The organism is Methylobacterium sp. SD274, assembly GCF_017355285.1.
Taxonomy (GTDB): Bacteria; Pseudomonadota; Alphaproteobacteria; order Rhizobiales; family Beijerinckiaceae; genus Methylobacterium.
In genome coordinates this window covers 44,552-58,627 of sequence record NZ_JADIJP010000002.1, presented here as the reverse complement: position 1 = coordinate 58,627, position 14,076 = coordinate 44,552, and the positions used below count along the sequence as shown (strand labels likewise).

Sequence of the window (14,076 nt, the reverse complement as noted above, 5' to 3'; positions counted from 1 at the left end):
CGAATGCATCTTCAAAGTAAATCTCAAATTAGGAAACGATTAACACCTCAACTAACATGGATTGCATAGACCGGCCAAGAACGGCACTCTTCTGCTCAAGATGCGGGCCGGGGATCACTCCACGGTAAATCCGAGCATCGTAAGCAAGGGTCGGGAAGAGGACATGGCCATGACGATTCGCAACGCGGCTCTGGCGGGAATTTCTACCGCGCTCCTGACCCTGACGGCGGGGGGAGCCCTGGCCGGCGCGTTCGGTATCCGCGAACAGAGCACCCTTGCCCAAGGTCAGGCTTTCGCCGGTGCGGCGTCCGGCTCCGGTGGCGTCTCGTCGATGTTCTGGAACCCGGCCACGATCACCATGAACCCCGGCTGGGTCAGCGAGCAGAATCTCAGCTTCATCAACCTCTCCTCCAAGATCACCCCGACCGACGGCACCTCGCCGTTATTCGCGCCACTGGGCGGCAGCGGCGATATCGGCCAGGGAGCCGTGATCCCGGCCGGCGCCACCTCCTATCAGCTCACCGACCGGCTCTGGATCGGTATCCAAACCGGCGCTCCGTTCGGCCTCGTGACCAAGCCCCGCGACGATTGGGCGGGCGAAGTCTATGGACGGTCGAGCCGCATCTTCTCGCTCTCTTTCAACCCGACCATCGGCTTCAAGGTCAACGAGTGGCTCTCGATCGCCGCCGGGCCGAACATCGAGTATTTCCGGCTGACCCTTCGCCAAGCCTTCCCGCTCTCCTTCAGCCCGCTCATCGCCCCCAACGCGTCGCTCAAGGGGGAATCCTGGGGCGTCGGCTTCACGGCGGGCGTGCTCATCACCCCCTGGGCCGGGACGGCTTTGGGCGTCGGCTATCGCTCCTCCGTGCATCACGACATCGAAGGTGCCTTCCTATTGCCGGGGCCGGCGGCCTTCCTGAGCCAGCAGGTGACCGCCAACCTCAACACCCCGGAAAAGCTGAGCGTCGGCCTGACCCAGGCCGTCAGCCCGGTCGCCCGTATCAATCTCGGTTTCGAGTGGGACAATTGGTCGAGGCTCGGCGATGTCGGCATCGTCGGCCGCACCACCGGCGGCATCGCGACCACGCTGCCCCTGAACTACAAGGACGGCTACACCTATTCCGTCGGCGGCGAGTACGATTGGTCGCCGGCCCTTACCGTTCGGGCCGGTCTCGCCTACGAACAATCGCCCATCGATTTCTCGAACCGCTCGGTGCGGCTGCCCGACAGCGACCGCTTCAACGTCTCGCTCGGCGGCAGCTATCGCTGGAGCGAGAAGCTGACCCTGAACATCGCCTATTCCCACCTCTTCCTCGTGGGCGATTCGAAGCTCCTCGCTGGGCCGGGCCGCGACTACAACTTCCGCGACATCCCCTTAGCGGCCGATACGAGCGGCAGCGCGGACATCGTTTCAGTGGGCTTCCGCTACGTCTTCGGAACGCCGGCCGCTCCGATCGCTCCCGCGCCGCTGGTGCGGAAATTCTGAGGGTCCTCGACCGCAACACCGCGGCTTTGAGGAGATCTTCCCCCCTCGACCTCATCCTGAGGTGCAGCGATAGCCGCCCCGAAGGAGCCCTCCAGACACCGTTGCGCGAACTGGAGGGCTCCCTCAAAGCCTACGCTCCGTCACCTCAGAATGAGGTGACGGGGATTCGAAAAAAGGCAGTCGAACACTTGTCAGCCGGCCGCACGAGCCACCGACGATCCCGTTCTCGACTCGGCCATTCGATCCGATCACGCCTTCATGCGGACATAGGTCCCGGGCGCCGGCCCGAGGGAGGCGAGGCCTCCTTCTCCCGGAATCCGGGCAGGCACGCGGGCGGGGGCCTGCTTCTCCAGCCATTCGAACCAGTAGGGCCACCACGACCCCTTGTGCTCGGTCGCCGCCGAAATCCACTCCTCCAGGCGTCCTTTGGCCGCCCCGCCGGTCCAGTACCCGTATTTCGGCTTGGAAGGCGGGTTGACCACGCCGGCGATGTGACCCGACCCGGCCAGCACGTAGTCGACCGGCCCGCCGAACTTCGACGACCCTTCGAAGACCGAGATGGCGGGGGCGATGTGATCCTCGCGGGTGGCGAGGTTGAAGATCGGCACCTTAACCTTCTTCAGGTCGAGACGCACGTTCCCGAGGATCATGCGGCCTTGAGCGAGGGTGTTATCGAGGTAGCAATTGCGCAGGTAGAACGAATGGTTGGCCGCCGGCATCCGCGTGGCGTCCGCGTTCCAGTAGAGGAGGTCGAAGGCCGAGGGCGTCTGCCCCTTCACGTAGTTGTTGACCACGTAGGACCAGATCAGGTCGTTCGGGCGCAGCATGTTGAAGGCGGCCGCCATGCCGGAGCCTTCGAGGTAGCCGCGTTTCTTCATGCGGGCTTCGATGCCGCGAATCTGCTCCTCGTCGGCGAAGACCTTCAGATCGCCGGCATGGGTGAAATCCACCTGCGTCGTCAGGAAGGTGGCGCTCTTGATCCGCTTGTTGCCGGTGGCCGCCTGCATGGCCAGGGTCACCGCCAACAGAGTGCCGCCGACGCAATATCCTGCCGCCGCGACCTCGCTCTCGCCGGTGGCGACACCGATCGCGTCGATAGCCGCCTCGATGCCCTCGCGCATGTAGCTCTCGAAATCCTTGTCGGCATGGCGCTCGTCGGGGTTCACCCACGAGATGCAGAAGACCGTGAGGCCCTGCGACACCATCCAGCCGATGAGGCTTTTCGACGGATTGAGATCGAGGATGTAGAACTTGTTGATCCAGGGCGGCACGATCAGGAACGGGCGCTTCAGCACCGTCTCGGTGGTCGGCGAATACTGGATGAGTTCCATCAGGTCGTTGCGGAACACCACCTCGCCGGGGGACACGGCGACGTTGACGCCGACCTCGAACCCGGACGGATCGGTCTGGCGGACGCGCAGCTGACCTTTGCCAGCCTCGATATCCTCCGCGAGCATCTTCATGCCGCGCACGAGATTGGCGCCGTTCTCCTGCAGCGTGTGCCGAATCAGTTCGGGATTGGTCATCACGAAATTGGAGGGCGAGAGCGCGCCGACGATCTGCCGAAGGTAGAACTGCGCCTTGTGGCGCGTATGCTCGTCGATCCCGTCGGCCTCGTCGACGAGTTCTTCCGCCCAGCGGGAGGTGATGAGGTAGCTCTGCTTGATGAAGTCGAAGATCGGGTTGGTGGACCATTCCGCATGTTTGAAGCGGTTGTCCTTCGCCTCGGGCAAAGCCACGGGCGGGGCCTCCTCGCCCTGGAGTCGATGCCAGGTCGAGCCCCACAGGGTAATGAACGCGTCGCTGAGCTTCTTCTGGGCTTCGAGGGACTTCTGCGGATCGACCATCCAACGCTCGGCGACGGTGCCGAGGGTCTTGACGACGTCGTTGACCTCTTCCGGGGGCTTGGCCAGTTCGGGGTCGAGCGGGTCAGCCTGGCTGATCGGCTTCATGTAGGCGCCGGCCGTCCGGGTGAACTCCTCGATCAGCAACGTCGCGTTGCGGGACAAGGCGTCGATATCGGGAAGCGGTGTCGTCCTGTCGGTCGTCACGCGTGGATTTCCCCTCTATTCCGTGGGACGGCCCGGCCGAACCGTCCTCGTTCTCGACAAATTAACGCGGCACCTCGACTTTCCGCCAGGGCGCGGCTTACGTTTCAGGTCATTATGTCAGAGCCTTCATCACGGAATCACAGGCGGTGCGGCTTTGCTCCGCGCTTCGCCCTCGTCCTCGGCGGACTTCTCGCCGCAGGAGGATGCTCCGGCGACCTCAACGCCATGCGCGGCGCCTATACGCTCGCCGGCGGAGGGCCGAAGGATGTGAAGGCTCCCGACTTCGTGGTGCAGTCCCGCAAGACCGACGCCGATTACCTGCCCGTCGGCGTCGCGGCGCCCGCCAGACCCATCAGCGCCCGCACCGCCGAGGGGACCAAGAGTTTGGAGAACGATCTGATGGGCGCTCGTGGGCGTAACGAGGCCAAGGGCCGCGCCGCCGAGAGCGCCGCCCGCGCCACCGGCCAGATCCAGCCTGCACAATAACGGTCGGCTCCGGGCCGCCGAAATGGTAGACAGGCCGACCACGTCAGAGTGATGACAGTTTTGAACGCGCGAATCATGCGATTCGCGCATCGGACCCCGTGAAGCCCATGACCGATTTTCACCGCATCAAGCGCCTGCCCCCCTACGTGTTCGAGCAGGTCAACCGGATCAAGGCCCAGGCGCGCGCCAATGGCGCCGACATCATCGATCTCGGCATGGGCAATCCCGATCTCGACGCCCCGCGTCATGTCATCGCCAAGCTGGTGGAGACGGCCGGCCGGCCGCGCACGGACCGCTATTCGTCCTCGAAGGGCATCGCGGGTCTGCGCCGCGCCCAGGCGAATTATTACAAGCGCCGCTTCGGCGTGAGCCTTAACCCCGACACGCAGGTGGTGGCGACGTTGGGCTCCAAGGAGGGCTTCGCCAACATGGCGCAGGCGATCACCGCGCCTGGCGACGTCGTGCTGGTGCCGAATCCGAGCTACCCGATCCACGCCTTCGGCTTCCTGATGGCGGGCGGCGTGATCCGCTCTGTGCCAGCCGAGCCGACCCCGGCCTTCTTCCCGGCCGTGGAAAAGGCCATGCAGCACTCGATCCCGAAGCCGGTGGCGATCGTGGTCTGCTACCCCTCAAACCCCACGGCCTACGTCGCGAGCCTCGATTTCTACCGGGACCTCGTCGCCTTCGCCAAGCGCCACGAAATCGTCATCCTGTCGGACCTCGCCTATGCGGAGGTCTATTTCGACGGCGAGCCGCCGCCCTCCGTTCTGGAAGTGCCGGGCGCGATCGATTGCACGGTGGAGTTCACGTCGCTGTCGAAGACCTTCTCCATGGCCGGCTGGCGCATGGGCTTCGCTGTCGGCAACGAGCGCCTGCTTGCGGCGCTGACCCGCGTGAAATCCTACCTCGATTACGGCGCCTTCACGCCGATCCAGGTCGCGGCCACGGCCGCCCTGAACGGGCCGGAGGATTGCATCGTCGAGATGCGCGGCATCTACAAGAAGCGCCGGGACGCGCTGATCGAGTCGTTCGACAAGACCGGCTGGAAGATCCCGAGCCCGTCGGCCTCGATGTTCGCCTGGGTGCCGATTCCGGAAAAGTATCAGAGCCTCGGCAGCCTGGAATTCTCCAAGCTGCTTCTCGAGAAGTCGGACGTCGCGGTGGCGCCGGGTATCGGTTTCGGCGAACACGGCGACAATTACGTCCGTATCGCGCTGGTCGAGAACGAGCAGCGCATCCGTCAGGCGGCCCGCAATATTCGCCGTTTCTTCGAGACGTCCGACCGCACGCTGCACAACGTCGTGCCGTTGACCAAAGCGGGCTGACGCATCGGAGACGATGTTGCGGGGAGGAGACAGGTCGCGCCAAAGCGGCCGGTGACCCTCTCATGTGCTTGTCACATGCCGTCCCGGTGAGCAGGGTCGCGGAATGTCGCCTGCCACCGAGGATCGTATGCGCGGATTGACCCTGACCGTCGCGCTGCTGCTGGCCGGATCGGCCGGTGCTTGCGCGCCGAACCCGATCGTCGCGCGTGACCCCGTTCCCGCGCCCGAGCCGGGCCTGAGCTATGTCTGCGATTCCCGGCCCTTCGTCCTGAATGCGGTCGTCAGCAATTGCGAACCGGTTCATCGCGAGCCGCAGGTCGTGCTTCGTTCCAAGGGCTGATCCGCCCGGACGGAGCACCCTTTCATGAAAAAGGCCGGAGCATCGCTCCGGCCTTTTCTTTTCAAAGGGCGATCAGCCCTTTCCTACACCGGTCGAACCTTGCCTCAGCGGGCGGCCGGCGCCGGGCTCACGGGGCGCGGTGCCGCGCTCGGATCGTTGGTCGTCATACCGGGAGTGGCCGGCATGGCATTGCCCGGTGCCGTGCGGGCACCCGGCGCGGTCGCGGTTCCGGTGGTCGCCGGGCCGGCCTCGAGGCTGTCCCCCTTGCCCACGACACCCGACTTCGAACCGGCGGCATTGGTGCCGTGGCTCTCGGGCATGCCGGTCTGTGCGAAGGCGGCACCGGACAGGGCAACGACCATTGCGGCAGCGGCGGCAGAAATCTTGATGGCGGTCACGTTGGGCTCCTTGCTGGATGCGCTTGAAGATCGCGCTTGGCAGGTCAACGCGGCGCGTCCGGCTCGGTTGCCCCAGGGATCGGACGCCCATCCCGAGCCCGGCGGGCGGACGTGAAAAAGTTGCGGCTTGGCGCGCCAATGACACGGACAGGCAACCTCTCCTGAGTCATGGTAGGAGCAAGAGCGGCCGCGGCCGCATGTGAACACCGCGACGGAGCGACCCGTGCAGCATCTCTCGACATTCGCCGCCGCCGGCCTGATCGGCCTCGGCCTGTCCGTCGCCACCGGCGCGGTCGCCCAGACCTCCTATACGGCCTCGCATGGCCCCTACATCCTGCCGACGGACCGGGCGACGGGCCGTCCCGTCCCTGACGATGCGCGCGCGATTCCCGTGCCGAGCGTCATGAATGGCGGAGGGTTCGGCCTCAGCGGCAACAGCTATTTCGAGGATTCACCGACGGAAGGTCCGCTGAACGGACGCAAGCGGCCGCACGAATTCGTCCTGGCCCCGGCGCGCGTCGCGCCCCCCGCCTACGGGCGCTGACCTCTATTCTCCATCCGCCCGCGATCTGACCAGACGATCCACGAGGGCCGACGCGGCGAGGCCCGCCGCATAGGCGACGAGGTTCCAGGGCGAGAAGATCCGTCCGAGCAAAAGAGCACCGGCGAGCGTCAGCCTGAAAGCGTCGAGCGCTGGCGTATGGATGAGGCGGGAGAGTTCGACCAAGAGGGCGATCGTCCCGGCAACGATGAGAATAGCCCTCGTGCGCCGGCCCGGCAGCAGCACCGCGACCAGGCAATAGACCATGGCGCCCCATAGGGCTGAGCCGCCGTATTTTACGATCCCCGAGGGCAGTCCGACAGGGACGAAGCGGAGGGTCAATCCCGCGCCGATGACGGCCAGGCCAGCCGCGAGATAGAGCGCGCGTGTCCGCATGCGGGCGGTGGGTCTGGAAGCGATGTGTGGCGCCATGCGTTCGCAGCGTGTCGGATCGTGACGGATAAGGAAGACGGGCGCCGCCGTTTACACCGGGCAGGCGTCTCGGTATCACCCGCGCTCACACGCCGAGCCCCATACCTTTACCACGAGCCGAAACACCAGATGCGCGCCGAGATCGAACAACTCTCGGATGCCGCCAAGCAGTCGATCGGACTGCTGAGGAGGCATCTTTGACTGGGATACCGTCGAGAAACGACTCGCGGAGCTGAATGCGGCTTCCGAGAACCCCGACCTCTGGAACGATGCGGAGGCGGCGCAGAAGGTCATGCGTGAACGCGGCGCCCTCGAAGAGGCCGTGGCTGCGATCAGGAAACTCGCGCAGGATCTGGACGATGCCGTCACGCTGATCGAGCTCGGCGAGATGGAAGGCGACCAGGATACCATTCTGGAAGGCGAGAATGGCGTTCGCGCCGTCGAGAAGGAAGCTGCGCGCCGCCAGATCGAGACCCTCCTGTCCGGCGAAGCCGATGGCCTCGACACCTATGTCGAGGTCCATGCCGGGGCCGGTGGCACCGAGAGCCAGGACTGGGCGAACATGCTCCAGCGCATGTACGGCCGCTGGGCCGAGCGCCGGAAGTACAAGGTCGACATCGTCGAATGGTCGGATGGCGACGAGGCCGGGATCAAGGGCGCCACGCTCATGGTCAAGGGCCACAACGCCTATGGCTGGCTCAAGACGGAATCCGGCGTTCACCGCCTCGTTCGGATCTCGCCTTACGATTCCAGCGCGCGCCGGCATACCAGCTTCGCCAGCGTCCGGGTCTATCCGGTGATCGATGACCGCATCGTCATCGAGATCAAGGAATCGGATTGCCGCATCGACACCTATCGCTCGTCGGGCGCCGGTGGCCAGCACGTGAACACCACCGATTCGGCCGTGCGCATCACCCACAACCCGACCGGGATCGTGGTGGCGTGCCAGCAGGAGCGGTCCCAGCACAAGAACCGGGCCACCGCCTGGAACATGCTGCGCGCCCGGATGTACGAGGCCGAGCTCAAGAAGCGCGAAGAGAAGGCCAATGCCGAGAACGCGGCCAAGACCGATATCGGCTGGGGCCACCAGATCCGGTCCTACGTGCTGCAGCCGTATCAGCTGGTGAAGGACCTGCGCACGGGCACCCAGTCGACCGATCCCGATGGAGTGCTGGACGGTGCGCTCGATCCCTTCATGGAAGCGTCGCTGGCCCAGCGCGTCTATGGCGGAGCCGGCGAGGTCGAGGACATCGACTGATCCTCGCTTGCCTTCAGATGTGCGCTCCTAGCGGGCGGCGAGGAACTGCGCGTCCGATCCGCTGAGGACGCGCAGGAAACGCAGCGGGTCCACGGGCTCGCCGTCGATTCTCGTCTCGTAATGCAGGTGGCTTCCCGTCGAGCGTCCGGTGGAGCCGACGCGGCCGATGGCGGCTTCGGCCTCGACCCATTCTCCGGGCCCGACCGAGACCGACGAGAGATGGGCGTAGCGGGTGACGAGCCCGTTGCCGTGGTCGAGTTCGACCATGTTGCCATAGCCGCCGCTGTAATCTGCGACCGTCACCCGGCCGGCCGCCGTCGCGCGCGCGCTTTCCCCGAACTCGGCCTTCATATCGAGGCCGGTATGCAGGGCGAGCCCGCGTGTGAACGGATCGAGGCGCGGTCCGAAACCGCTCGACAGGCTGTACTTGCCGGTCAGGGGCTGCCGGACGGGGAGGGCGGATGCGATGCGGCGCAGGCGGTCTTCCTCGCCGAGAGCCCGCTGAACCTGTCCGACCGCGATGCCGAACGGATCGGCAGAGAGCGGCACGAGCGGCCCGCCAATGCCCGCCTCGCGCTGGCGCTCGAAACGCTGCGGGTCGAGGCCGGCCCGGAACACGATGTCGCGCAGGCGCTGGGACCCACGGATCGCGCGCACGCCCAACCCGTCCAGGGTTCGGATCTGGTCCGCCCCCAGTCGATCGAGGCGCTGGTCGAGCGCCGCCAGAACCTGCTCGCTCTTCCGCAGGGATTGGCGGCCGGGCTGTCCGTCAGTGTCGCGCGAGCGCAGTTCGAGTGCATCCGGAGTGGGAAACGGCTTCGGCACCGACTTGGGCAATGGCGCAGCAAACGACTTGGCAACGGGATCGGCCACCGGACCGGCATAGCCGAGGGCCCCGGTCTCGACTGGATCGTCGGCGCCGATCTGGTCGGCGGCGATCATTGGGCGTTGCGCCTCGCCGGCGAGAAGCGCGAGCTGGGCCTGACGCTTCTCCAGCGCGGCCTGACGTTGCGAGAGATCGGCGATGCGCGCGGCGATGCCCTCACGCGTCGCCAGATGCTCCATCGTCGTCCGGTCGAGCTGAAGCCTGAGGGCTCCGATCCGCTCCTCGTACCCGTATTGGAGGGCGGTCTGCTGGGACACGAACCGGGCCAGCACCTCGTCGTGGAACACCAGGTACCACGTGGCGCCCCCAGCCCAGAGCGTGGCGATCGCCAGCCCGCAGGCCAAAGTCGGCACGAGGCGCCGCCCGGCTTTCGGCAAGCGCAACCCTCCGGCGATAGGTGACGACAGGCGCATACGGGCAACCCCAATCCAACTCGCGCCATTGGAGGGGATCAGGGTTAAAGAAGCGCAAAATCGCGCGTCAGGGGATTAGCCATGATGCCGAAGGGGGACAGCTTTCAGGCGAGGGCGCGCGCGGCCGCCAGGACCTCCTCGGCATGGCCGGGAACCTTCACCTTCGGCCAGATCCGGGCGATGCGGCCCTCCGCGTCGATCAGCAACGTGGTGCGCTCGACGCCCATATATTTGCGGCCGTACATGCTCTTCTCGACCCACACGCCGTAGGCTTCGAGCATCGCCTTGCTCTCGTCCGAGGCGAGCGGGAAGGTCAGGTCGTATTTGGCCCGGAACTTGTCATGGCTCTTCACCGAATCGGGTGAAACGCCCACCACGACGGCACCGGCTTCCGCAAAGGCGTCGCCAAGAGCGTTGAACCCCTGCGCCTCCAGGGTGCACCCGCTGGTATCGTCCTTGGGGTAGAAATAGAGTACGACCTTGCGACCCAAGAGCGCATCGAGACTGATCTCCGCGCCGCCCGCTCCGGGCAACGTGAAGGCGGGAGCGTGATCTCCGGTGTCGAGAGGCATGATGCCTTCCTTTCGGCCGATTGATAGTGTGCCACAAGAGGCGTTGATCGGGGGGTGCACGTAACCCCTCGGCTGAGGACCGAAAGATTGCCGGGTCAAGGCAACCCCGAATCCCGGACACCCGCTCGATAGCGTGAGCGGCCCGTCCGATCCAGCGGCTCAAGGATCGATGAACCAGGACACGGCCACAGGTTTGCGACGGGGCAGGTCGCGCCGCCGGCGGCGCCCGCTGCTATGGTGCTCGGTCGTGCTCGTGGTCGCCCTGACGCTCGCCGTTTCCGGCGCGTTCTGGCGTCTGACCAACGGTCCCCTGCGCATCGACGGCATGTCCGAACGCGTGGCCTCGGCCATCGCGGGCAGCATCGGCCCCGGCTGGCGGGTGGACCTGCGCGACAGCACCGTCGAGCTCGATTCCGAGAATTCCCTGGCGCTTCAGGTCGCCGGCCTCGACATCCACAATCCGGACGGCGCCCTTGTGCTACGCGCTCCCATGGCGGTGGTGAGCCTGGATACCTGGGGTCTGCTCCGCCTCGCCGTCCAGCCGCGAGCCATCGAGTTCCGTGATCTGCAGATGACGGCCCTGGTCCACCGTGACGGGTCCATCGCCTTCGCCGGTTCCGATCCGGCCCATGCCGCGGCGGAGCCTCATACGCTGCCCAGCGTGGATAGTGCCCGGGGAACCTCGTCGCCGATCTCGGCCGCCATCGCTTCGATCTTCGGCATCGTCCTCGATCCGGCCGGCGTGGTCGGAGCCCTCGACCGGGCGCGGATCACGAACGGTCGCCTGACGCTGATCGACGACGACGCCCGCCAGCGCGGGGTGTTCGAGCATGTGAACGGTCTGTTCCGGCGCGACGCGGTGCGGGACTCCCGCGTGTTCGAGCTGCGCATCGACGGCCCTCACGGGGAATGGCGCTTCGGCGGTGACCTGCACGAAGGCGGCGAAGGAAAGCGCAACGGCATCATCACCCTGGACGATCTGCCGGTCACCGATCTCCTCCTCCTCTCGGGGCAATCGAAACTGCCGATCGAGACCGACCTGAAGGTCTCGGCCAAAGCGGAAGTAGGCCTCGACCAGGGCCGGATCGAAACCCTGAAAGCGACGGTGAAGACCAGCGATGGCAATTTCCTCATCGAGGAAAAGGACTTCAACCCGGTCACCATCGAGAGCCTGACCGCCTCGGTCAGTTGGGACGAGGCCAAGCGGGTCCTGAACCTCGACAGCATCGATTATCTCGGAGCCGGCAACGCGGTGCATCTCGCTGGCGTCTGGACCGCGAGCCCGGTGGGGGGCCCCACGGCCTGGACCCTGGCCCTCGCGGGCAAGGATGCGATCCTGCGCGGCGCCGCCAGGACCGACAAGCCGGTCAAGCTCGATGCGCTCTCGGCCCATGTCACGGGGCGGGATGGCGGCATGTCCATCGACGAGTTCACCGTGGCGGGAGCCGGTGGAGCCACCGGCCGGGTCACCGGTACGGTGGACACCAGCGCCGACGAGGGCGGCCTCACCCTGAAGATCAATGCGGCCCATACCGATGGGCGCATGGCCCTGCGCCTGTGGCCGGAGCATATCGCTCCGCCCGCCCGCGAGTATCTGGTGGACAACCTCCAAGGCGGCCTCGTGGACAAGGTCGACATCACCGTGGACATGAGCGGCAGTGAGCTTGCCGCCGCGACGCGTGGCGAGCCGATGCCGGACAGCGCGATCCATATCGATTTCGCCGTCTCTAACGCCACGCTGGCGGTGAGCGAGGGCGCTCCCCCCCTGAGCCGCGGCCGTGTGACGGGGACCATCACCGGCCTGACCACGAACATCCGCGGCGTCACCGCCGACATCAAGATGCCGGACGACCGGACGCTCTACATCACGGACGGCTCGTTCGTGATCCCGAAGATCACGCCGGACACGGTCACCGCCCAGATCGGCCTCAAGCTCGGCGGCGGCGCGGACGCCCTCGTCGCCCTGCTCCAGACCAAGATGTTCAAGAACCTCACCGGGGTCGAGATCGACCCGGCCTCAGTCAAGGGCAATGCCGATCTGCGCATCGACTTCCCGCTCAACCTCAAGCGCATCCCCGAATTGCCGGACCTTCCCGTGAGCCTCACCGGAACCCTGAACGACCTCGCCGTCGAGAAGGCCTTCGGTAAGGAGAAGCTGGAGAACGGCCGCTTCGCCGTTACCTACGAACGGGGCGGTTTCACCCTGAAGGGCGACGGCCGGGTCCTCGGCTCGCCGCTCACCCTCGACCTGCGCCAACCGAAGGCGGGCGCACCGGGCGAGGTCAACGCGACGCTCCTCCTCGACGAAGCCCTGCGGGCGAGGCGAGGCCTGCCGGTGGCCCCGCAACTCGCCGGGCCGATCCCGCTAAAGATCAATCTCGCGATCGGAAAGGGGAGCCCGGCGCGCTCGCCCATCCGCATGGAAGCGGATCTGTCCCGAGCCTCCATCGATGGCCTGATCCCGGGCTTCGTCAAACCGGCCGGCAAGCCGGGGCGCGTCAGCTTCGTCATGACAGAGGTCAGCCCGGGCGGGGCCATGGACCTGCGCGACATCGTCCTCGATGCCGGCAGCGCCAGCGCGCGCGGCACGGCGGCGATCAATGGCGACGGGCAATTCGACCGGGCCGACCTTTCGAGCTTCAAGCTCTCGCCCGGCGACGACATGCGCATCCAGATCGACCGCAGCGGCAACCTCTACAAGGTGGGCGTGAAAGGGGCCGTGGCCGATGCGCGGCCCTTCATGAAGTCGCTCGGAGCACCGGAGGGCAAGGCCGGCAAGGAAAGCGGCCGGGACCAGTCCAAGGAGATCGAGGCCGATATCAGCTTAGGCATCATCACCGGTTTCAACGGCGAGGCGCTGACCGGCGCCAGCGCGAAGCTCTCGATGAAGGGCAAGGATTTCCGCTCGGGCCGCCTGCAGGGCCGCTTCAACGGAGCTGGCTTCTCCGCCGTGGTGTCCCGCTCGGGTCGCAGCGATCCCTCGATCAACATCGAGACCACCGATGCCGGGGCGACCCTGCGTTTCGTCGATATCTACAAGCGCATGTATGGCGGGCGCCTCGTCCTCGGCAGCACCCTAGGCGATGGGCCGCAGACCGGCGTGGTCCAGATCCGCGATTTCATGCTGCGCAACGAGCCCGCCCTGTCGAGCATCATGGCCCAGGGTCCGGCGACCAGCGAAGTCGTCGATGCCAAGGGCCGCAAGCAGATCATCCAGAATGCCGGCAACGACGTGAATTTCGACCGTCTGCGGGCGAACTTTACCCGCACCGGCAGCCGCGTCGACTTCACCGACGCCGCCATCTCCAACGCCGCCATGGGCTTCACCATGAGCGGCTATCTCGACACCGCCAAGGAACGCGCCGACATCAACGGCACCTTCGTCCCGCTCTACGGGCTGAACAACGTCGTCTCGCGCCTGCCGCTGTTCGGACAGCTTCTCGGCGGTGGGAACAACGAGGGCCTGTTCGCCCTGAATTTCCGGGTCTCGGGCCGCCTGTCCAAGCCGGATGTGAGTGTGAACCCGCTCTCCGCCCTGGCTCCCGGCATCCTGCGCCGTCTGTTCAGCGCCGGAGGGAATGACGGCTTTCCCGGCGCGACCTCCGCCGGAGAGACCGAACGCTGAGGTAGCCGGCCACGTCCTCCCTCTTCGGGCTACGGGATTCATACAGCTGCTTTTAGGCAGACCGCGTCCCTCTCCGCCTTGTGGGGAGGAGTGGGGGTGGCTCCGCCAGCCTCCGAAGGATCAGGGTCGCCCAACCAAGCCGCCCCCACTCCTCCCCACAAGCTCGGCGGACCTCGGGCAGGCCCGAGATCCACTGGAAAGGAGGGCAGGGCTGCGCAGCCCGCGAACTATGTGAATGCTCTAGCGCCGCCGGCGGGAGAGGG

General features: G+C 66.2%; 12 protein-coding genes. 7 read left to right on the top strand and 5 right to left on the bottom strand.

The features are described from left to right. The first annotated feature begins 169 nt into the window (after positions 1-169). The gene (locus tag IPV08_RS02015) at positions 170-1,486 is read left to right on the top strand and encodes an outer membrane protein transport protein (RefSeq protein ID WP_246747739.1); all 1,317 of its coding nucleotides are present in this window, start codon (positions 170-172) and stop codon (positions 1,484-1,486) included. A 248-nt stretch (positions 1,487-1,734) separates the two neighbouring features. Here IPV08_RS02015 and phaC read toward each other — a convergent pair whose 3' ends face one another. Continuing rightward, positions 1,735-3,537 (bottom strand): class I poly(R)-hydroxyalkanoic acid synthase, encoded by a 1,803-nt coding sequence (phaC, locus tag IPV08_RS02010; protein ID WP_207410493.1) that lies wholly within the window; start codon positions 3,535-3,537, stop codon positions 1,735-1,737. Between the two features lie 114 nt (positions 3,538-3,651). Here phaC and IPV08_RS02005 point away from each other — a divergent pair, with 114 nt between their 5' ends. The 3 genes from IPV08_RS02005 (at position 3,652) to IPV08_RS01995 (ending at position 5,688) form a co-directional block, all read left to right on the top strand. Next, complete coding sequence (locus IPV08_RS02005) at positions 3,652-4,023, top strand: hypothetical protein (RefSeq protein ID WP_056423807.1); 372 nt, start codon at positions 3,652-3,654, stop codon at positions 4,021-4,023. Positions 4,024-4,130: 107 nt separating this feature from the next. Then, a complete protein-coding gene (locus IPV08_RS02000) occupies positions 4,131-5,348 on the top strand; it encodes an LL-diaminopimelate aminotransferase (RefSeq protein WP_207410491.1) in 1,218 nt (405 codons plus the stop codon). A 127-nt stretch (positions 5,349-5,475) separates the two neighbouring features. Further along, positions 5,476-5,688: a hypothetical protein gene (locus IPV08_RS01995; RefSeq protein WP_056423810.1), complete on the top strand. Its 213-nt coding sequence runs from the start codon at positions 5,476-5,478 to the stop codon at positions 5,686-5,688. 104 nt (positions 5,689-5,792) lie between these two features. On the opposite strand, the gene IPV08_RS01990 is transcribed toward IPV08_RS01995, so the two are convergent. Then, positions 5,793-6,086, bottom strand: coding sequence for a hypothetical protein (locus tag IPV08_RS01990; protein ID WP_056423812.1), 294 nt, complete (start codon positions 6,084-6,086; stop codon positions 5,793-5,795). Positions 6,087-6,309: 223 nt separating this feature from the next. On the opposite strand from IPV08_RS01990, the gene IPV08_RS01985 reads away from it, so the two are divergent. Then, positions 6,310-6,630, top strand: coding sequence for a hypothetical protein (locus IPV08_RS01985; protein ID WP_348646060.1), 321 nt, complete (start codon positions 6,310-6,312; stop codon positions 6,628-6,630). Positions 6,631-6,633: 3 nt separating this feature from the next. Here the strand turns inward: IPV08_RS01985 and IPV08_RS01980 are convergent, their stop codons facing one another. Next, the gene (locus IPV08_RS01980) at positions 6,634-7,059 is read right to left on the bottom strand and encodes a DUF2809 domain-containing protein (protein WP_246747738.1); all 426 of its coding nucleotides are present in this window, start codon (positions 7,057-7,059) and stop codon (positions 6,634-6,636) included. A 129-nt stretch (positions 7,060-7,188) separates the two neighbouring features. Between IPV08_RS01980 and prfB the strand changes: the two genes are divergently transcribed. Continuing rightward, positions 7,189-8,317, top strand: a protein-coding gene (gene prfB, locus IPV08_RS01975; protein ID WP_207410489.1) for a peptide chain release factor 2 whose coding sequence is annotated in 2 segments (ribosomal slippage) — positions 7,189-7,257 and positions 7,259-8,317 — 1,128 coding nt in all. Because the reading frame shifts where the segments join, the coding sequence is not laid out codon by codon here. 27 nt (positions 8,318-8,344) lie between these two features. Here the strand turns inward: prfB and IPV08_RS01970 are convergent. Both IPV08_RS01970 and IPV08_RS01965 read right to left on the bottom strand, forming a co-directional pair. Next, positions 8,345-9,580 carry a M23 family metallopeptidase gene (locus IPV08_RS01970; RefSeq protein ID WP_348646059.1) on the bottom strand — a complete coding sequence of 412 codons (1,236 nt, stop codon included), beginning with the start codon at positions 9,578-9,580 and terminating at the stop codon, positions 8,345-8,347. Between the two features lie 140 nt (positions 9,581-9,720). Continuing rightward, on the bottom strand, positions 9,721-10,188 hold the full coding sequence (locus IPV08_RS01965) for a peroxiredoxin (RefSeq protein ID WP_207410487.1): 468 nt from the start codon (positions 10,186-10,188) through the stop codon (positions 9,721-9,723). A gap of 169 nt (positions 10,189-10,357) precedes the next feature. On the opposite strand from IPV08_RS01965, the gene IPV08_RS01960 reads away from it, so the two are divergent. Continuing rightward, on the top strand, positions 10,358-13,813 hold the full coding sequence (locus IPV08_RS01960) for a DUF3971 domain-containing protein (protein ID WP_207410486.1): 3,456 nt from the start codon (positions 10,358-10,360) through the stop codon (positions 13,811-13,813). Positions 13,814-14,076 lie beyond the last annotated feature (263 nt).